At 67.6% G+C, this 18060-nt stretch carries 17 protein-coding genes; all 17 read right to left on the bottom strand.

Features of this window, described 5'->3' with window-relative positions; all coding sequences use genetic code 11:
* Window positions 1-404 precede the first annotated feature (404 nt).
* The 17 genes from ACIQU4_RS15725 to ACIQU4_RS15645 all read right to left on the bottom strand — a co-directional run bounded on the left by ACIQU4_RS15725 (window position 405) and on the right by ACIQU4_RS15645 (window position 17999).
* On the bottom strand, window positions 405-728 hold the full coding sequence (locus tag ACIQU4_RS15725; RefSeq protein ID WP_403730135.1) for a hypothetical protein: 324 nt from the start codon (window positions 726-728) through the stop codon (window positions 405-407).
* Window positions 729-739: 11 nt separating this feature from the next.
* Window positions 740-1633 (bottom strand): glycoside hydrolase family 25 protein, encoded by an 894-nt coding sequence (locus ACIQU4_RS15720; protein WP_403730132.1) that lies wholly within the window; start codon window positions 1631-1633, stop codon window positions 740-742.
* Window positions 1634-1973: 340 nt separating this feature from the next.
* A complete protein-coding gene (locus ACIQU4_RS15715) occupies window positions 1974-2501 on the bottom strand; it encodes a hypothetical protein (RefSeq protein WP_403730129.1) in 528 nt (175 codons plus the stop codon).
* 16 nt (window positions 2502-2517) lie between these two features.
* A complete protein-coding gene (locus ACIQU4_RS15710) occupies window positions 2518-5940 on the bottom strand; it encodes a hypothetical protein (RefSeq protein ID WP_403730126.1) in 3423 nt (1140 codons plus the stop codon).
* 46 nt (window positions 5941-5986) lie between these two features.
* On the bottom strand, window positions 5987-8713 hold the full coding sequence (locus tag ACIQU4_RS15705; protein WP_403730123.1) for a phage tail tape measure protein: 2727 nt from the start codon (window positions 8711-8713) through the stop codon (window positions 5987-5989).
* 35 nt (window positions 8714-8748) lie between these two features.
* Complete coding sequence (locus tag ACIQU4_RS15700) at window positions 8749-9204, bottom strand: hypothetical protein (protein ID WP_403730120.1); 456 nt, start codon at window positions 9202-9204, stop codon at window positions 8749-8751.
* A gap of 1 nt (window position 9205) precedes the next feature.
* Window positions 9206-9349: a hypothetical protein gene (locus ACIQU4_RS15695; RefSeq protein ID WP_403730117.1), complete on the bottom strand. Its 144-nt coding sequence runs from the start codon at window positions 9347-9349 to the stop codon at window positions 9206-9208.
* Window positions 9350-9465: 116 nt separating this feature from the next.
* Window positions 9466-9870, bottom strand: a complete 405-nt coding sequence (locus ACIQU4_RS15690; RefSeq protein ID WP_403730114.1) for a hypothetical protein — start codon at window positions 9868-9870, stop codon at window positions 9466-9468.
* 88 nt (window positions 9871-9958) lie between these two features.
* Window positions 9959-11110, bottom strand: coding sequence for a phage tail tube protein (locus ACIQU4_RS15685; RefSeq protein WP_403730111.1), 1152 nt, complete (start codon window positions 11108-11110; stop codon window positions 9959-9961).
* Entirely contained in the window at window positions 11107-11322 is a 216-nt protein-coding gene (locus ACIQU4_RS15680) for a hypothetical protein (protein WP_403730109.1), read from the bottom strand. Before ACIQU4_RS15680 ends, ACIQU4_RS15685 begins: the two co-directional genes overlap by 4 nt.
* A 69-nt stretch (window positions 11323-11391) precedes the next feature.
* Window positions 11392-11886, bottom strand: a complete 495-nt coding sequence (locus ACIQU4_RS15675; RefSeq protein ID WP_403730108.1) for a hypothetical protein — start codon at window positions 11884-11886, stop codon at window positions 11392-11394.
* 6 nt (window positions 11887-11892) lie between these two features.
* Complete coding sequence (locus tag ACIQU4_RS15670) at window positions 11893-12564, bottom strand: hypothetical protein (protein WP_403730105.1); 672 nt, start codon at window positions 12562-12564, stop codon at window positions 11893-11895.
* A 3-nt stretch (window positions 12565-12567) separates the two neighbouring features.
* On the bottom strand, window positions 12568-12897 hold the full coding sequence (locus ACIQU4_RS15665) for a hypothetical protein (RefSeq protein ID WP_403730103.1): 330 nt from the start codon (window positions 12895-12897) through the stop codon (window positions 12568-12570).
* A gap of 59 nt (window positions 12898-12956) precedes the next feature.
* Complete coding sequence (locus ACIQU4_RS15660) at window positions 12957-14330, bottom strand: hypothetical protein (RefSeq protein ID WP_403730101.1); 1374 nt, start codon at window positions 14328-14330, stop codon at window positions 12957-12959.
* 126 nt (window positions 14331-14456) lie between these two features.
* Window positions 14457-16130, bottom strand: coding sequence for a DUF6582 domain-containing protein (locus ACIQU4_RS15655; RefSeq protein WP_403730098.1), 1674 nt, complete (start codon window positions 16128-16130; stop codon window positions 14457-14459).
* 2 nt (window positions 16131-16132) lie between these two features.
* Window positions 16133-16525, bottom strand: coding sequence for a hypothetical protein (locus ACIQU4_RS15650; RefSeq protein ID WP_403730095.1), 393 nt, complete (start codon window positions 16523-16525; stop codon window positions 16133-16135).
* A 16-nt stretch (window positions 16526-16541) separates the two neighbouring features.
* On the bottom strand, window positions 16542-17999 hold the full coding sequence (locus ACIQU4_RS15645) for a 2'-5' RNA ligase family protein (RefSeq protein WP_403730092.1): 1458 nt from the start codon (window positions 17997-17999) through the stop codon (window positions 16542-16544).
* Between the last annotated feature and the right edge of the window lie 61 nt (window positions 18000-18060).

The following is an 18060-nucleotide window of genomic DNA, read 5'->3' as shown; positions in this document are numbered from 1 at the left end:
CGCCGGGGCGGCTCTGCCCACCCCAGCACCACCATGATTGGGACGGTGATTGCCGCCCAAACTGCTGCTGCCGCCCAGCCCCGGGGGTAGACCCCGAGCAGCCAGGAGGCCAGATAGGTCGTCATCCACGGCACTACGACGAGTACCAGGGCGACGAAGCCAGCAGCGTCACGGCCCGGCGGAGCCCACGCGCTTACCAATGCGATCAGTCCAGCGACGATCCAGCACCATGCCCACGCGGTGAGAGGCATCAGGGCCAGCACTACCTTCAGTCCGCGCTGGTCGGGTTGCGGCTGGACGATCTGCCCCCAGCCGACGAGCAGCCACACGATGCCGTAGCAGCTGAGGATGGTGCCGCGGCGGCCCAGCTGACGCCTGAGCCGCCGGACCGCACGGCACTTCACCTACACGCTCCGGGGCGCGGAGCTGGCCGTGATCAGGGAGTCCTGGGCCTTGCCGCTGACGCCGGCGGGCTTCCATAGGCCGAAGTGGGCGAGGACGCCGGTCGCGAAGGCCACGAGCGAGAGGATCGCGGCGGTGCCGAGGTCGAAGCCGGGGCCCGGGTTGGCGACCTCGACGAGGAGGCCGTTCGCCGTGGACAGCGCGAGCAGCAGCACGGCCTTGGTGCCGGCGGAGGTGACGCGGGTGGTGACCAGGCCGACGAGGACCGGGAGCACCACGGATACGAGGAGGCCGAGCCAGTAGGCGCGGTCGAGGGCGAGGTTCATGTGAGGGCCTTTCAGGCGGAGGGAGTCGGGGTGCCGGTGACGTTGACATCGACGTGAACAACCGCGTCGGCGATGGCCTGCTCGACCGCGGCGATGAGCGCGGCAGTGTCGACGTTGGCGTGCTGGCCGAGCTGGGTGGCGAGCGCGGTGATCGCGGCGTTGGTGGCGGCGTTCTGGCGCGTGAGGATTTCGACCTGCGTGTTGTGGATCTTGTCCTGCCAGGCCATGACGTCCTCAACAGCGACGGGCCGTCCGGTCGCCGCGTTCGTCACCTGGTACTTCCAGACCGCGGCGGCGAGTTCCTGGGCTGTGGGCATGTCGTCCTCCTCAAGCAGAGCCCAGGCGCGAAGCTCCTCGCGGCTGGACAGGGGGCAGTAGTCCTTGTCGACGGGGTTGTCCCCGTACTGGTGAAACATCCAGCTCGACTTGATCCCGGGGTCACCGGCCTTGCGGCCGGCGGTGGCGATCCACAGGAAGTCGCCGCAGTAGCCGGTGTTGTCGACGTTCTTCCAGTAGTCGACGTTGGCGTACATGCCGACGCGGTGGCCCGGCATCTTGCCCTTGACGTACCGGAGCCACTCCTCCTTGTATGCGAGCTGGCGGGCCTTGCTGACGCCCTCGTTGGCAGGGTCGTAGCCCTCCCAGTCCAGGACGATCAGGTCGCCCGGCTGCCAGGCGACCTGATCGAGGAAGTAGTCAGCTTCCTCGCGCGGCGAGTTGGCCATGTGGGGGTAGTGGTAGGCGCCCCAGACCAAGCCGGTCTTTTTGGCGTGGTCGCGCTGGCGGACCCACTTCGGACTCGTGTACCCGAGCCCCTCCGTGATCTTCGTGAAGACGAAGTCCAGACCCGCCACGCTCGGCTCTGTCCCCTGATACGAGGCCCAGTCCTGTCCGTAGATGCCCATGGCTACCAGCCCTTCGGTAGGCGTCGTTTCGGTTTGCTGGGGTCCTCGGGGAAGTCCACAGGCGCCGGCTCCGGGGTGCACGGACAGGAGCCGTTCTTGTCCGGGCCGGCGCATGTCGCCTGATGTACGAGGGCGGCCAGCGCCGGGGCGAGTGCGTGATCGGCACAGGCGTACACAGGGATCGTGGTGTCGGCGGCCGACGGTAGGGGCGCTTGAATGCGCTCGTCAGGCGCGCTTCGAGCGCGGCGGACAGACTCGGCGGTACGGGCCGAAGTGAGCTCTCCGTCGGTGGGGCGGCGCCTCCACTGGACGACCGCGGGCTCCCCGCACTTGCAGGTGATCATGCGTGCTCCCAGAAGACGTACATGACGCTGGCGCCCTCGTTGACGTAGGCCGTGGACAGGGAGCCGCCGGAGTTCTGGCCGCCCGCGAGCTCGACATAGTCGCCGACGCTCAGGTAGAGGATGTGCTCGACCTCAGGAATGCCCATGAGGGTGCCTGCCCCGTACAGGGCGGCCCCTCCTTGGATGTAGTTCGCGTTGATGTGGATGCGTGCGCCGCGGCTGCCGGTGCCGTTGGCGGCGAAAGCGACGCGACCCCCGACGCGGTACCAGCCGGCGACCTGGCACGTGTATCTCGACGTGTTGGAGACAGTGGAATGCCCGCCGTAGGGGTCGGCCGTCTCTGTGTCGAGGGTGATCGGCTGCCAGGTCGCGTTGGCGATGGACTGGACGACGGTCTGCACGCCGATAAAGAACGGGCGGGAGGCCAGGAAGTTGATCCCGTTGTAGACGCTGGCATTCCACAGGGCGCCGGTGATGTAGTCGCCGGCGCTCACCGATGCCGGGGTGGGAACCGGGAGTGGCATGGCGGGCCCCCTCCTTCTAGTAGGCGAATGCGGTCTGGTCGAATCGGGTGGTGACGTCCCAGGTGGTGGGGTCGGTGACGCCGGCGGGCAGCGGTTCGCAGATGAGGTCGCCGGCAGTGTGGGCTTTGGTGGTGGCCGCGGTGAGGGCGATCGTGGCGCTTGTCCACCCGGCCGTAGTCGCCGACACGGACAGCACCGTGACGGTCTCCTGGTTGGTCGTGTTCTGGCCGAGGACGATCTGCTGGTTGAACCCCAGCTGGGCGGCGAGTGGGTTGGTGGTGTCGGCGCTCGCGGTGACGACGATGCTGCTCACTCCGGAGGACACCGATGACTGAAGCGTCGTGTGCCAGCTCGCGAAGATGCCGTAGGGGGTGGTGTCGACCGGCGAGCATTGCAGGGTGACGAACGCCTCGCCGCGATCGTCCATGTCCCACTTGATCGACTCGACGAAGCAGTCGCACTGGATCGCCGGGACGTTGGGGGGACGGCGCATGACCCGGATCCTGGTGCCCAGCTCCAGCCCCAGGACGGCAGGCCACAGGGCCGGCATGGCCGACGGGTGGAGCTTCAGGCTGGTCACGCGGGTGGCCGGCTGCCTGTACCTGGACAGCAGGTAGGAAGCAGCGTCCTGGCATTCGGTGGCCGAGGAGCTGTTGATCGTCCGGGTCAGGGTCCGCGGGAAGTACGCGTTGATGCTCGCCGCGTCCTGCGCCGCAAACACCTGGCCTGTGCCGGCCTGCGTGACGGTGACCTCGTTGGCGAGCCGGGTGGGGTCGTAGTCGAGCTTGCACTCCTCATAGGAGTACTCGCCTAGATCGGCCCGTTCTCCGAACGTCAGCGCAGCCGTGGTGGCGTTGTACCGGGCGGCGCGGGATCGGAAGACCAGGGTCCCGTCACCTGCGGCGTAGTGGGCGCCTCCCTCCGTGTCGACGACCGACTGCAGGGCAGACAGGGCGTCCTGACCCCCGAAATTCGCCGACCCCATGGAGGTAGTGAGGCCGGTCTGCAGGTCGGTCTTCCCTCGCCAGCCGCCGTAGCTCAGGATGCGCTGGTACCGAGCGGTGGTGGACTCGCCCGTGAACGAGTTCTTCCAGGCGTTGTACAGGCCGGTGATCTGGGCGGCGCTGCTGACCCATCCTTGGAGTTCCCCGGCGAACGCAAGTTCGCCCTTGAAGTTTTGGTAGGTGCCACCGCCGAGGCCGCTGTCGACGTATCCGCCGACATTGTCGCTGATCAGGCCGGTCGGCGTGTAGGTGGCGGGTGTTGACGGGTAGTAGGCGGAGGTTCCTCCGTCCACGCTGAACAGAGCCTGCGCCGTTGTCGCGTTGTACCCGAAGATCACCCAGTGCCAGTTGCCGTCAGCGCAATTCGGGCTGCCAGCCGGTGCGTAGAGGGCACCTGCCGCTGTAGGGCCGGCCAGCCAGAACCGGGGCACCCCCGTGTTGTCGAGACTGAGCCAGATCCTGGAGCCGGACGGGAAGCCGCCGGAGCGCTGGCCGTCCATGGACGTCCACATGTAGGCGGCGGCCGTGGGTGTAGGGCCGGTGTACCTGAACGCCAGCATCCTGACCCAAAGGGTCGGGTCGGCTGGGCCATTGATGCCGGCCTGCCCCAGCTTGAGGTACGTTGCCGCGCTGGGGATGGAGGTGCCCGGGTTGGGGTTGTCGATGGTGACGACAGTTCCGGAGCTGCCGGTGAAGCCCCCGCCTGGGCTGTTGGAGGTGATCTGGGAGCCGAAGACGAGGGAGCCGGGCCCATATTTGGAGACGGCGATTTCTGCCTGCCCGAAATTGCCGGTGGCATCGCTCGCCCCATCGGAGCCTTGCGGGTCGTCCAGCTTGTACAGGAAGCGCGGGTCGTGCGAGTTGATCTCTTGGGTCAGAGGATCCGACAGCTTGACCTGTGACAGAAGGGCGAAGGCATCGACGCACGTCGGGTCGATCGTGCCGTAGACGCCCTCACGCCAGCCTGAAGGCCAGCGCTCAACCCAGCCGTTGTACATGGAGTACCAGGCGCCCGGCGCTGCCCAGGGGGTTGCTGCCGCTCCCTTTTCCAGCTGCCAGCCGTCAACCTGAATGGCGCAGGTAGCGCCGGCCGTCGCGGCGACCATGACCCCGACATCGATGCCCGCCGCGTTCGCGGGGGCCGTCGCCGTGACCGTGATGTACGTCCAGGCCGCGGTCGAGGAGCCCGTCAGGGTGCTGCTGGAGCTGTACGTGAAGCCGGTGGCAGTGCCGCCCGTCGTCGCGTTGTACCAGCCAATACCGGCCTTGACCTGAAGTGATGTGGACGCCGTGACGTTCCGGACCCGCATCTGCAGGGTGTACGTGGCGCCGGGCAGCACGGACGGCTGAGTCGTGTGCCCGATGCGCGCCGAAGCCGTGGCGCCTGACGTGACGCCGGCCTGGAGGACTGTGAGGCCCATCCAGGCTGATGCGCTGAGCGTGATGGCGCAGGATCCGGATGCGTCCGTGTCGCTGAAAATGGAGTCGGCCGTCAGCGTGGAGCCGATCGCGTATCCGCCCTGGTCGCCGCCGGTCGCTGCTGTCTGCGAGCAGAGATTGGGGGTGGGCGGCCACTGCGCGCGCTTACGGAAGGGCTGGTACGGGAGGATTCGCCCGGCAAACGGCGAGGTTGCGTTCGTCGGATCGAGCATGCCGTCCGTGTTGGCGAAGCTCGCGTTGAGCTCGCCGGAGCGGACTTGGTCCAGCTCGTACTGGCGTCCGCGGCTGATTCCCGCACCGCCCCGCGTGCGATCGTTGAGCTCGACGTAGCGGTCGTTCAGGACGCCGCTGCTGGCATTCCAGTAAGGCCCCCACCCGTCGTCGATCAGGGGCCAGTTCGGATTGATTCCGCCCCCGAGGGGGGTGTCGATGTGGCTAATGGTCGCTGTCATGCCCGACGCCTCAGTGGCGCCGGCGGAGGTCTGGAAGGCGAAGGTCATCGCGACGGCGGACGCGGCCCAGCTGTATGAGGAGGACGTCCGCTGGGTCCACGTGCAGCCGTCAGCCGAGGTGTCCGCGTACCAGGTGCCTGCGGATTCGCGGATCCGCCACCAGCGGTGCGTGTGCGGGTCGTAGATGCCGAGCCCGGTCGTGACGGTACTGCCGGCTGTCTGCAGCGTGAATTTGAGGGCACCGGATTCCACGCGGATCGCGACGGAGTTGTTCGCGTCGACGCGCAGGACGATCGCGGTCTTGGTGTTTCCGTTGCCGTTGGGGGCGGCCGTGACCTGCGCGTACACGCTGCTGCTGGTCGCGTCGTACAGGCTCGTCGACCCGAAGGTGTTGGTGGTGCCGCTGACCGTCGGGTGCGCGAGGGTCACGACGTCGGCGGTGGTGTCGAGGGTGGCCGTGCCGGTGATCGAGTTCCACAGACTGGTGTTCAGCGTGGCCGCAGTGAAGGCGTCGATGAGGGTGGAGATCTTGGGATTCGGCATCACGCCTCCTGACTGGCGGGCGCCAGGAGGCGCGACGACGGGGGGATCACCGCTGGTAGGGGCTGTAGGTGGTCGAGTTGCGCATGCCGAGACGCAGCATCTGCTCCTCGACCGTGTCGCGCAGGTCGCGCTCCGAGAGGACGCTGCCGTGCACGATGACCGTGACGTTCGCAGTGGGTCCGGCGGAGCCGCCACCGCCGCCGGCAAGCGCGAAGCCCCCGGCGGAGGCGATCGCCGGCACCGCGATCCGCTGCTTGGCAAGTTGCCCAGAAAGGCCCCGCACGGACGACACCGGCCGGTGGGCGTGGTCGTCAATGCCCTGGGCCACGCCCTCCGAGATGTTGCGGCCGACCTGATCTGCGAAGACGCGAGACGGGGACTGGATACCGAGGAAACTCTTGGCCGCGGACAGGGCGTTTGCTGCGAGGTTCTTCAGGCTGCTGTACAGCCAGCCGGCGCCGGCGCGGATCCCGTTGACGATGCCCTGAACGATCGCGACGCCGATGTCCCAGAATGAGGCCGCGAAATTCTTGGTGTCGCTCCAGGCTTTGCGCAGGTTGTCGCGGATGGTGGCGCCGATGCGGTCCACTGTGGCGTGGATCATGTTGTTGGCCTGTACGAGAGGACTGATGATCACATCGCGGATTCCGCCCCAGACGCTGCTCGCGCCGGACTTGATGCCGCCCCAGTTGCTGTGCAGCCAGCCGGATACGGCATTCCAGGCAGAGACGAGCCAGCCCCAAACCGTCATGATCGGCGTGATGATCGCGCCCTGAATTCCGCCCCAAACGAGGCCCGCGCCAGCCTTTATGGCATTCCAGGCCTGTATCAGGTATGCAACCGTGATATTCCAGGCGTTGACCGCTGTGCCAACGATCGTCGAATGGAAGTGATTCCAGATCGACATGACAAGCGCAACCGCCGGAGCGAAAATTACCAGCAGGAGCGGCCACCAGTGACGGAAGAATGCAGTGATCCCGTCCCAGGCGGCGACCGTGACCCGAGAGGCCCAGTTCCAGGCCGTGACGAGCGGATCCACCACGAAATGCCAGGCTGCGACAAAGAACGAGGCTATGCCATGCCAGGCGCCTGAAATGACGGCGACGATTCCATTCCAGATCGCCACATTCTTCGAGGCGATGTTGTCCCAGATTCGGAGGATGTTGTCCGCGGCAGCTTTCGCGACGGACTTGATCCACGCCCAGACCGTGTCCCAGTGCGTGGCCAGCAGGACGATCGCCGCGATCAGGGCGATGACACCCAGAATGATCCAGGTGACCGGGTTGACCGCCGCCGCAGCCGCCATCGCATATAGGGATGCCGTGAAGGCCGCCATGGCGGCCACGAGAATCGTGCCAATCACGACGGCCAGGGCGATCGCTGCGGGCTTGTTCCGCTCGAAGTAGGTGATCACGGCGAGGATGACCGGGATCAGCTTCAGCCCGATCGTGATCGCCGCGGTGGTCACCGCCTCCTTCAGGCGACCCATCTGCACGTTGAAGGACTGCTGGGTGAGCGCCCAGCCCTCAACGTCCTTGCTGGCGTTGTTGAAGCTGTGGCCGACTTTCTCGACGCGCTCCTTGAAGCCTTCGGTGTTCTCGCCGGTGAGCTGCAAAGTGGTGTTGAGGCCGATGGCGCCGCCGGTCATCTTTTTGATGGCCTCGGTGTACGTCTGAGCGGCTGGCCCGCCCTTTTTCAATTCGGCGCTAAAGCCATTCGCTTTGTTCTGCAGGGTGGCGTACTGGCTGAGGAGGTTCGCCTGTTCCGGCGGCAGCGCCTTCAGTTCCTTGCGCCAGTCGGCCAGCGAGATCGACCCTGAGCTGTAGGAACGGGCGAGTTCCTGAATGCTCGCCGGCATCGACTTGATCATCGTCTGGGCGTTCTCTGCAGCCTGCTTCGTTTGATTGAAGCTACTCAGGAGCAGGGTGCCGGACGGGCCCATTTTGCTCAGGACCGTCTGCGACAGCAGGTCTAGCGTTCCGGTCAGACCACGCTCGCCGAGCTTCGTCGCCACGTCCGTGGAGGAAAGGCCCAGCCTCTGCATTTCCTGCACTGCGACGTTATTCGGGGCAGCGAGGTTGCGGATGGTGGAGGCAAGTTCCTGGGTGGCCTCGCGCGCAGAGGTGCCGTGCTGGGTCAGCGTGGCGATGGCGCCGCCGACCTCGGCGAAAGAGACCTTGTTGGCGGAGGCGATCGGGATGACCGTGGCCAGCGACGCAGAGAACTCCTGCATGGTCATCTTGCCCTCGCCGGCCGCCGTCTTCAGCGCGTTCATAACGCGGACCGAGTCAGACGCCTCAAGGTGATACGAGGCCATCACGGACGTCATCGCGTTCGTGACGTCCTTGAGGTCGGCGCCTTCCTCACGCGCGCCCTGCGCCGCCGCCTTCAGGACCTGCAGGCCGTCGCCAGCCCGGTAGCCGGCCTTCTCTACCTGGTACATGCCCTCGGCGAGCTGACCGGTGGATGTACCCGTATTGCGGGCCAGGGACATGACCCCGTCGGAGACCATCTTGAGCTTCGACTGGGACTCGCCGCAGGCCGTGACCAGCAGGTTCATCTGCTGCTGGAAGTCACCGGCCGCCTTGACTCCGTAGGCGACGAAGGCCAGGCCGACGACGGTGGTGGCGGCACCGACTTTGGTCAGGAGGCCCTGCACGCCACCCATGCGGGTCATGAAGCTCTCGCCACCGCGGCTTGCGGCGGCCATGCCTGCGGTGAACTGGCTCGTTTCGGCCCGGAGTCGAACGAAGAGGTCGGCAACTTCAGGCACGGCCACCGCCTCTCGTCGTCAGCGGCGGTGGGGGCTCAGATACGGGGCCAGCCCGCGCGGTAGATGCTCACGTACAGCTGGGGAGCGACGACCGTTACCCCGAACCGGAAAGCTGGTTTCAGAAACGGGTAGGTGGAGCCGTTGCGTAGGCCGGTCTCCAGGGCCAAGCCGTACTTACTGGCCGGCGTCCGGCCGTAGGGCGGGGAGATTCCCGCGCCCGTGCCCACCTTCGTCTCCCAGCCCGTCCCGCTCGGCGCGACCGCGGTATGGGTGATGGAGCGGCGCAGCGTTCCCGAGATGACCGCCGGCCCCGATCCGGGACTCGCCGGGGTGGGAGTGCCTCGATGGTGCGAGCCCGATGAGGCGTTGACCTTCGCTTGCCGCTCGATCGCGTTGGCCAGCTGAGTCAGGAGGGACTTTGACTTGAGCTGCCCATCTGCCGCTATCTCCGTGAAGAGCGTGGTGAACAAACCGGGACGGAGTTCGATCATGTCACCCCCCGCGCGCCCGATCGGCCTTGGCGTGCTCCCGTTCGGCTTGCTGCCGCTCATGCTCGGAGACCATGCCGAGGATGTCGAGGCAGTACCGGCGCACGTACAGCGGGGTGGCCTGCAGCTGCTCCCATGACCAGTGCATGCGCCTCATCAGGATGAAGTCGGCCCATTCAGCTGGGGCGTCGTCGGAGCCCCATGTCCCCTCAATGATCGATTCGACCGGGAGGAGGACATCCTCGTAGTACGGGGAGCCAGGGCCTACTGAGGGTCCGCGACCTGGGCAATCTCCTCCATGACGCTCTTGATGATGCGCATCGGCATCTTGGCGACATTGTCGGTGGTGATCGCACCGAGCCGGGGCTGGTCGCCGCCCTGACCAAGCGATTCGAAGAGGGCGACAGGGTCGGCGTCCTCCGTGATTTCCAGTGGCATCGCCTGGGAGCCGTCGTAGACCTTCCAGGCGACGATCACGCGGGCGAACACCTCGTACATCGCCTCGTTCGCGTCCTGCTGGTCGACGGGCTGCCCGTGCTCATCCAGGGGGACGTCCCTGGGGGTCAGGACGTTCTGAGGCAGCAGTTGCGGGTTCCGCATGAGTACGGACACGTCACTGCCGAGGTCGGGAAACTTCAGCAGGACGTAGGGGTTGGTGTAGCCAGACATAGCGCGTCTCCAGAAGTGAGGGCGTCGAGGGCGTCAGACCCTGGCCGTGCCGTGACGCCCTCACGTGCGGCACGGCCAGGGAGCTCGGTCAGTACGCGGAGGTGGTCCAGGTCTTCAGGACGGCCTGGATCGCGCCGGCGTCGGTGCTGTTGTAGATGCCGCTGATCTCGAAGTCGGCGGTGACGTAGGTGCCGCCCTTGTCGTAGCCGCCCTTCGACCAGCCGGGGGTGGTCGTGGTCAGCGTCAGCGACGATCCGCCTGCGGTCACGGGCTGGGTGAGGACGGCCGTCGTCGGCTGCGTCTGCAGGGCCTGCAAGTACAGGTTGTAATCAGCCGTGCTCTCGTAGATCGCCTTGTACTTGATGTCGGCGTCGAGGACCCCGGAGAACACTTCGCGGGGCTGCTGGGAGCCGTTGCTGGCGTGGATGGCGTCCGTGCTGCGCTTGAGCGTCAGGTCGTAGGACAGGCCGCGGGTGGAGGAGCTGCCTGCGTTGGTCATGGCCCACTGCCAGCCGAGCAGGGGCTGCAGCGCGGTGAAGGTCGGCGCGGCAAGGCCGGTCTGGATCGTGGGGATCCAGCCTGTCAGCTTGGCGTCGAGGGTGGCCATGCCCTTCGGGTCGATCTTGAGTCCGACCTCGGACAGCATGCAGCCCGGGTATCCCCACGTCTCGTTGACGTTGCTGTCGACGAAGGAGTAGGTGGGTTTCGCGACCGAGGTCGACTGCTTGAACGTGTGGGTGGTCTGGGCGACGACCGCCACCGCCGAGGAGTGCGCCAGGGTCAGGCCGGTCAACGGGGTGGCGATCGGGATCGTGTACGGACCAGAGCCCGAGGGAGTGCCGGTGATCGCGTACTCCGTGTTCGCGGCCGTGTCGATGCGGATCGTCGACCCGGCCGGGATCGTGGCGGCCGTCGAGATGGACGTGGCACCGGCCAGCGAGGACGACGACAGGGTCGTCGACACGCCCGCGGTGACGGTGTCCGGGCCGATCATCCGCAGGAAGTAGCCCAGGACGTCGGGGTACGCAGCCATCTCCAGACTCGCCGAGGTCTCCCCGACGCCCTGGTACAGCCCTTGCAGGTTGGTGTCGTTGGCCCTGACGCTGGTGTCCTTGAGCTGCGTGTACTCGACGTTGAAGTCGGACTTGGTGACCGGCAGATAGAACGTGGGAGCAACGAATGTGCCCTGGGTGGTCTCTTTGGCGATGCCGATCCATCCGAGCCGGGAGAGGAGCGTCACGACGGCTCACCTCCCTCTTCGTCGGCGGCCTTCTTGCCGCGGGTCTTCGTCATAGGCGGGACCTGGGTGACGGGCGTCCATCCATCAAGGAGCTGCGGATAGTCGGCGGTGTCACCCGGCTCGACGCTGTACGGCGCCTGCTCGGGCTGGTCGTCGGTGGCGGGCGTACTGGCGAAGTGCCAGACCGCCCCGGTCTCGTTGCGCTGGCGCACAGGGCTCTCCCGATGTCGGGGCGTGGGAAAGCCCCCGGCCAGACGGTCCGGGGGCTAGCAGGAACAGGGTCAGCCGTTGATCTCGGGGTCGTCCGCCGCATAGCTGACGGTGCAGAGGAGATCAGCACGGTTGGGGAGCGAGTCGGTCGGATCGGCGAAGTCGACGACGACCTCGGCGGGGTCCTCGGCCACGGACAGGAAGCGTCCGCCGTGCGTCTTGTCGAGCATCAGGCCGCCGACCCGCAGCAGCACCAGCTCGATCGCATCGTCCAAGGCCTGCTGAGGGGCCTCCGCCGCCCCTGACGGCGACGACGACGGCCATACGATTCGCAGCTGGAAGTGGTGCCGGGCCATCCTCCGCACGTGCGCAGTCCGCACCTCGTGAAGGCGCTGACGGATGACGTACAGCTGCGTCCGGCGCTGCTGCGGGGTCCGCGGTACATAGCCCTGGATCACATCGAACGGGCCGCCCTGCGAAGCGTGCAAGGCCGGCAGCCCGTCCGCGGGATCGAAGGCCGTCAGCCACGCCGCTTCCCGGGCGACCGCATCAGCGCTGCTCACCATGGCCCCCTACGTGTGCTGGTAGCGGCAGAGGATGGCCTCCGCCTGCGCCGTGAGGACGCCACGGTCGTGAGCGAACTGGGTTCCCGCCGGATCGATCTCGCCCAGGACCAGGCTGGCCGCCAAGAGCTTGGAGGCTCGACCGAGGTCTGCGGGGACCGTGGTATATCCGCCGCCGTAGACGACGCGGATCAGCGAGCCGACAGGCAGGTAGGTACCGAGCGTGAACCAGACGTGGCCGCTGTCGTTCTCCGCGCCGATCAGCGAAGCAGCCGTCATCGTCTGCGATCCACCGTAGGACCGAATGAGCGTGACCTGCAGGGAGGAGTAGGTCCACATCTCTGGGTAGCGGGGCGCGTACTCGGACAGCCAGACGTGGCGGACCTGGTCGCCGGTGCTGCCCAACGCGTTGGCGTAGGACTGCCCGACGGTCCCAGCGAGGTCCATGGGCCTGGCCCCGGACCCGGACAGCTCGTCCGGGTCGATGCCCGTCGCCCGATGCGACTCCGGAACGCCAGTGAACGGGGCCAGCCGGCGGCCTGCGATCCCTTCGCACTGCCGGGTCGACTCGATCATCAGCTGGGCGAGGGCGTCGGCGCTGTAGTCGCGGACCAGGTCGGCGAACTGCCCGGCCGCCATGTCGGACGCGCTGGCGAGCGGTACCGGGGAGTCCGCAGCCATCGGTTACTCCGGCTTGCTGGCGGTCGTCTTGCGGGCCGCCGTCTTCTTCGCGGCGGCCTTCGGCGCCTCGACGTCTTCGTCCTTGGGGTCGACTTCGGCGATCTCGTCGGCCGCGAGGTCCGCGCCGTCGTCGCTGTCGTCTTCCGCGGGGTCGGGGGCAGCGGGCGCCGGTTCGGCCTTGCCGCTCGGCGTGACCTCGCTGAAGCCGGCGTCGGGGATCGCCATGAGCGCGGCGATCTGGTCCGGGTCATCGATCTCGACGACCGCGCCGTCGCAATCCCAGACGTGACCGTGCGAGTCGCTGCCCGCTGCGGCCTTGCGGATGAGAGCCATAAGGGGACTCCTCCTTGCGGTTGGGGGCGCGCCGACTTGGTGGTCGACGCGCCAGGGGGTCAGCTGGACAGGGTCGTGGTGACGCGCCCGAGCCGGCCCAGGTAGCGCGGCGCACGCACGGCCAGCGTCGTGTCCGAGACGATGGCGTAGGGCAGCGTGTCCGGGCTCGCCGTGGTCGGGTAGACGTCGAGCGGAGTGAGCTCCCGGACGTAGGGCCGGACCACGAAGTTCGGGTCGCGGGACATCAGGTAGATGTTCTCCTGGCCCGCCGCCGACGGCTTGGCGGACGCGTTGGTGCCGACGTAGGTGGCCGGGACCGTGGCGGGGACGGTCGAGCCGTTCTTGGGGGTGAGCTTGGCGCCGTCGTCGACGATCGACACGGTCAGGACCGGCGTGACACCGTCCGCACCGACACCGACAACGGCATCGACGTAGCCGAGGAGCGTCTCGGTACCAGTCGCCGTGGACCTGTAGACCTTGTAGAGGTTCGGCTGGGAGCCGTCGAGGCCCGTGGGAGTGCTGAACGAGAGGGTCACGGTCGAGGTCGCGCCGGTGGTCGCCTGCGACACTTCGGTCGACGGCTGGATCTCGCCCTGACGTGCGATGACGGGCACCACCTGGTAGTAGTACGTGGCCGCTGCGAGGGTGCCGCCGGTGGTGGCCGTCGCCGTGGTGACAGTCCCCATCCCGTAGCCGCGCGCCGACAGGAACGAGCTCTTGATGATCGGCACGTTCCGGTAGCTCATGACGTTGAGACCACCCGCGACGTCAACCCTGTCCATGAACTGCTGCGCGCTCTGCAGGAGCTGAGAGACCTTCGACGCCGCCGTCGGCGACATGACGAGCATCCAGGCTGCGTCCTGGACCGCCATGGCGGCCTGCTGCTCCACCATGTCGATCAGCTTGTCGAGGGCGCCCAGCGACATGCCGGCGTTGAAGTCGATCGCGTTCTGGCCATTGCCGGAGTACGTCGACACGAGCGTGTCGAGCCCGTCGAACTGGGGGTACGCGCCGTACTGGGTCGAGTTGGAGTTACCCCACAGGATGGCGTTCTCGATGTCCCAGTACAGGCCCTGGATGGACCCCTCGATTTCCTGCTGCTTCAGGTCCTGGACCAGGCCACGGGTGACAGCCTGGGAGTAGCCGGTGACCGCACCGACGGCCTGCATGTTGCGGATCGTGAACGCGTTCTGCTGGTACGTGCTGTTCGAGACCGGGCGGGCACCGCCGTCGGTCACGAACCCGCCGCCGGCTCGCTGGCTCCGCTGGTTGAAGTAGTACACCGTGGAGTCCCACTTGCGGGCCTGGATGGCCCGGGTGAGGGGCGAGTACCGGCGCTGGTACTCCAGCAGCATCGGGTCGACGATCGTGGGTACGAGCGGAGCAGCACCGGCAGCGGTGAGCGCCTCGCGGAGTTCGTTCTGGCTGGACATGGTGGATGCCTTTCGGGCGATGTGGGGGTACGACGAAGCCCCGCGGCGGGGGCGGGGCTGGTGACCATCACTGCCGAAAGGCACCAGCTGGGGGCTGGCGGTCAGGATGAGCGCGGGTGGGGCGTATCAGCTCGCGGCTGGGGCCCGGTTGCCGAGGATCGCGCCGACTACGGCGGCGCCAGCTGTCGCCTTCCACTCCTCGTCGGTGTACTCGTGGAAGGGCTTGGCCGGCCAGTCATCCGGAAGGCCGTTCCCGCCGGTGGCGCCGGCCGACTCGGCGACCGGGGCAACGAAGCCCTTGCGGGACGGGCCGCCAGTGGTTTCGACGTGCTCCTGGACGGCCTGCGGCAGGGCCTTGGCGATGCCTGCGGCGACGAGGCGGTCGATGCGCTGCTCTTCGGTCTCCGCGACCTCGGTCACGGACGGAGTGGCCTCGGTGACCGGCTCGGCCGCTGCTGATTCGACGGCGACAGGTGCCGGCTGCGGGGCGACCCGCGCGAGGAGCTGGTTGAACTGCTCGTCAGTCAGGTGAACCCCACCAGTGGCGGGGACGGCAGCCGTTTCGGCGGCCGGGGTGTTGGACTCCGCCATGGCGGTCTCCTCTTCCAGGGTGGTGGTGTCGGCGGCCGGGGTCTCCGGTGCCGGGGTCTCGGGGGCGGTCTCGGTCGCGGATTCGTCGGCCATGCCGCTGGCGGGGGCGTCGATGTCGGCGTCCATGTCCGGGTCGATGCCAGCGATGGCCGTGCATGCACCCGCCATGGCAGCCCGGCCGACGCGTTCGAGGTCGTGGGGGTCAACACACCACGAGGTGACGGTGACCGTGGTCGGCCCGTTGGTGAGGCTGATCGACATGGAGCCGCCGTGCCCGGGGTCGTCCGAGAAGCCGAGGCATTCGGCGACCTCTTCGGAAACCCGGCCGATCGGATCGATCAGCCATCCCTCCTGGGTGGCGACCTCGACGCCGTGCCCGCGGAGGGCCTTGGCGACCCGCTGCCGGATCCGCTTGAGCTGGGCGGCGGTGTAGCCGCGGGCGACCTCCGACTCGTGCACCCGAGCCCAGGCGGTCTTGGCCCGCGCCTTGGTGTCGAGCGGGTATCGCTTGGCCTTGTCCGTCTGGTAGCCGGGGTCGGCGAACGGCCCCTGCTCGCCAGAGGTGTCCGCTTCCATGGGCTGCAGTCCGATCTGAGCGCGGTACTCGTTGGGGGTCAAAGCACCGGAGGCGTCCGCCTCGACGGCGGCTTCGGTGACGGTATGCACCAGCGCCTCCTGTACTGACTCGGTGATGAACACCCGACCATCGGGCGCGGACTCCGCCGGACTGGGACCCGCGGGGGTGTAGGTGTCGACGCGGGCGCCGGGAACGCCGGGCTTCCTCGTGAAATCAAGTCCATCGAGATCCAGGGCGTCCCCGACCTCAACGGTCGCCCCGTTAGGGCCGAGTTCCCGTCGCACCCTGCCGACCCAGGCGCCGCGAATGGAGACACCCCGCAGGAACGGTGGCCCGTCGGAGTCGTCCACGAGCGCCGCGATCGTGCGACCAGGCGCGGTGTCAGCGAGCACCGCGGTGTAGCGGGCCGCGCCCGTCTCGTCCTGCTCAATCGCGGTAAGGCGGCCCACAATCTGCGTGCTGTCATCCCCAGCGTTGTGGTGCGACAGCATCGTGAGCGGCTGCTCGCCAGCCTTGATGCGGTCCTGTGCTCGAGCTACAGCCCCGCCGATCGACTCCGCCGTGTAGAGGCGGCCGTTGCGACTGACGCCGGGGACGATGGCGATTCCGGAGATCGTTCCGAGGATTCCCATGATTACCTCCCGACCAGCGAGATTGATGCTTGCGGGAAGACGGGGTTCGTGCCGCCGAGCGTCCAGGTGACCCGGCAGATCTGCGGCAGGACCATCGAGCCGAGGCCGCCGATGTGCAGGCCGCAGGCCACATTGGTGAAGTTCGGCGCCGAGGTCAGCTGGGTCACCTTTGCCACCTGCGGGTACCAGTTGCCGTCCGGATCCTGAAGGTCGAGTTGCACGTCCAGCGTCGGGTTCGTACCTGCGGAGGTGCCTGCGACGTAGACGGGCAGCCACAAGTCACAGACGCTGATGATGTTGATTGGCCCGCTGTTCCCAGAGACGGTCAGACGGCTAGACGCGGACCCGGTGAGAGTCCACAGGGTGCGGGCGGCGGGAGCGTAAGTGCCGCTCATCGGGGACTCCTTCGGGTCACATGATCCAGTTGGCGAAGTGGGCGAGGCTGACGTCGGCGGCCAGGCAGCACCTGCAGTTCGGATGCAGTGGGAGCCGGGGTTGATCACCGATGTGCCATGGGCTGCCAGCCTCGGCATCGATACAAGCGCCGCAGACCCTGCCATCCCCAGCAGAAATGATGTCCAGTTGGAGGACGCCTTCAGACTGGTACAGGGCGAGGGCACCTTCGTCTGCTGCGGTCGTCATGGCCCAGTCGACGACGAAGGCAACCGCTTCGGAGTCCCCGGTCAGGAGGTCGGCTGCGGCGTCGATGAGGGCGTCGCGGTCGAGGCCGCCTTCGAGTCCGTCGGCGAGCGTGCGGCCGAGGTCTCCGGCGACGCCGTCGATCATGCGGCCGAGCCAGCCGCCCGCGTCGGCCCATAGGTCGTCGAGGCGTTCCATCGACCGGTAGGCGTCCTTGAAGGCGATGTTCCAGTCGAGGCCGACTCTTCCGGCCCGTTCGGCTGCGATGGCAACAGCGTTGACCATGCCCTCGGCGCGGCCGGCGGCGATCGCGTTGCGGAGGGCGATCCGCAGTGCGGAGAACCCGGACAGGTCTGCAAGTGCCCTGAGCATGGCCTTGGCTGCTGCCAGGGCTTCTGCGCGAAGGCGTCCGGGGTCGAGGGCTTCGGTGACGCCAAGTTGGTGGCGCAGCCGGTCGACCATGGCGGTGATCTCGTCGCGGCTGATGAGCTCCCGCCACTGGCGACGAACCTCGACCATATGGAGGGCCTGCTGCTCTTCGCGGCGCTGGAAGAGGAGCGCCCACATGCCCTCGAGGCGGCCGAGGTCGATGGTGGCCCGGAGGATGTCCGGGTCGTCGGCTGCTTCGGTGGCGATGCTGACTGCGGTCTCGCAGGCGGTGCGGACGCGCTCGGTCATAGGCCCGCCGGACAGGGCCCAGCCGACGGCAAAAGCCTCCCGTGCCGGCGCTTCCATGGGGTGAGCCAGGGCCTCGTCGGTGCGGTCGGTTCCGTGGACTGCGGACAGGGCGGTGAAGTCGACGGGTTGGGCCTCGAGCCGGTCGAGGGGCGCCGCCTCGTCGGTGTCCAGGTATGAGAGGGAGAGGTGGGCGGTGTAGCCGTGCTCTCGCGGCACCTGGATGCCCCGCTCGTACAGGGCGTCGAGGGTGTCGCGACGCAGATCCTCGAGGTCAGGTGAGTCCACCAGGGCGACGAGGACGTCTTTGGCGCCGCCGGTGAAGCGGGCCAGGCCGGCGAGTTGGGCGGTGAACGGCCGCCGCCCAGCCAGTTCGGCGACGACTTCGCGCAGGGCGTCGCCGTCCACGTCGGCCGCTGCGCCGAGGTAAGCGACGGTCACATGCAGCTCCTCGGCCGGGAGTCCGCCATCGACGGCGAGCTGCTCGGCGAGGTCCGGCGGCGGGTAGAGGGCGATCATGCAGCCGTCGGAGTAGTCCGGGGATGCCACGCTCACCCCCTTACGTTCAGCCGATCCGCTTCTTGATCAGGGCCGTGACGTCCTTGGCCCTGAGCGG

It is taken from the genome of Streptomyces sp. NPDC090741 (assembly GCF_044769045.1).
Taxonomy (GTDB): Bacteria; Actinomycetota; Actinomycetes; order Streptomycetales; family Streptomycetaceae; genus Streptomyces.
This window is presented reverse-complemented; position numbering and strand designations above follow the sequence as displayed.

Excerpts from the sequence above, each read along its gene's own strand:
- ACIQU4_RS15725 (WP_403730135.1), bottom strand. The coding sequence starts at position 728 with ATGAACCTCGCCCTCGACCGCGCCTACTGGCTCGGCCTCCTCGTATCC.
- ACIQU4_RS15720 (WP_403730132.1), bottom strand. The coding sequence starts at position 1,633 with ATGGGCATCTACGGACAGGACTGGGCCTCGTATCAGGGGACAGAGCCG.
- ACIQU4_RS15715 (WP_403730129.1), bottom strand. The coding sequence starts at position 2,501 with ATGCCACTCCCGGTTCCCACCCCGGCATCGGTGAGCGCCGGCGACTAC.
- ACIQU4_RS15710 (WP_403730126.1), bottom strand. The coding sequence starts at position 5,940 with ATGCCGAATCCCAAGATCTCCACCCTCATCGACGCCTTCACTGCGGCC.
- ACIQU4_RS15700 (WP_403730120.1), bottom strand. The coding sequence starts at position 9,204 with ATGATCGAACTCCGTCCCGGTTTGTTCACCACGCTCTTCACGGAGATA.
- ACIQU4_RS15695 (WP_403730117.1), bottom strand. The coding sequence starts at position 9,349 with ATGCACTGGTCATGGGAGCAGCTGCAGGCCACCCCGCTGTACGTGCGC.
- ACIQU4_RS15690 (WP_403730114.1), bottom strand. The coding sequence starts at position 9,870 with ATGTCTGGCTACACCAACCCCTACGTCCTGCTGAAGTTTCCCGACCTC.
- ACIQU4_RS15675 (WP_403730108.1), bottom strand. The coding sequence starts at position 11,886 with ATGGTGAGCAGCGCTGATGCGGTCGCCCGGGAAGCGGCGTGGCTGACG.
- ACIQU4_RS15670 (WP_403730105.1), bottom strand. The coding sequence starts at position 12,564 with ATGGCTGCGGACTCCCCGGTACCGCTCGCCAGCGCGTCCGACATGGCG.
- ACIQU4_RS15665 (WP_403730103.1), bottom strand. The coding sequence starts at position 12,897 with ATGGCTCTCATCCGCAAGGCCGCAGCGGGCAGCGACTCGCACGGTCAC.
- ACIQU4_RS15660 (WP_403730101.1), bottom strand. The coding sequence starts at position 14,330 with ATGTCCAGCCAGAACGAACTCCGCGAGGCGCTCACCGCTGCCGGTGCT.
- ACIQU4_RS15655 (WP_403730098.1), bottom strand. The coding sequence starts at position 16,130 with ATGGGAATCCTCGGAACGATCTCCGGAATCGCCATCGTCCCCGGCGTC.
- ACIQU4_RS15650 (WP_403730095.1), bottom strand. The coding sequence starts at position 16,525 with ATGAGCGGCACTTACGCTCCCGCCGCCCGCACCCTGTGGACTCTCACC.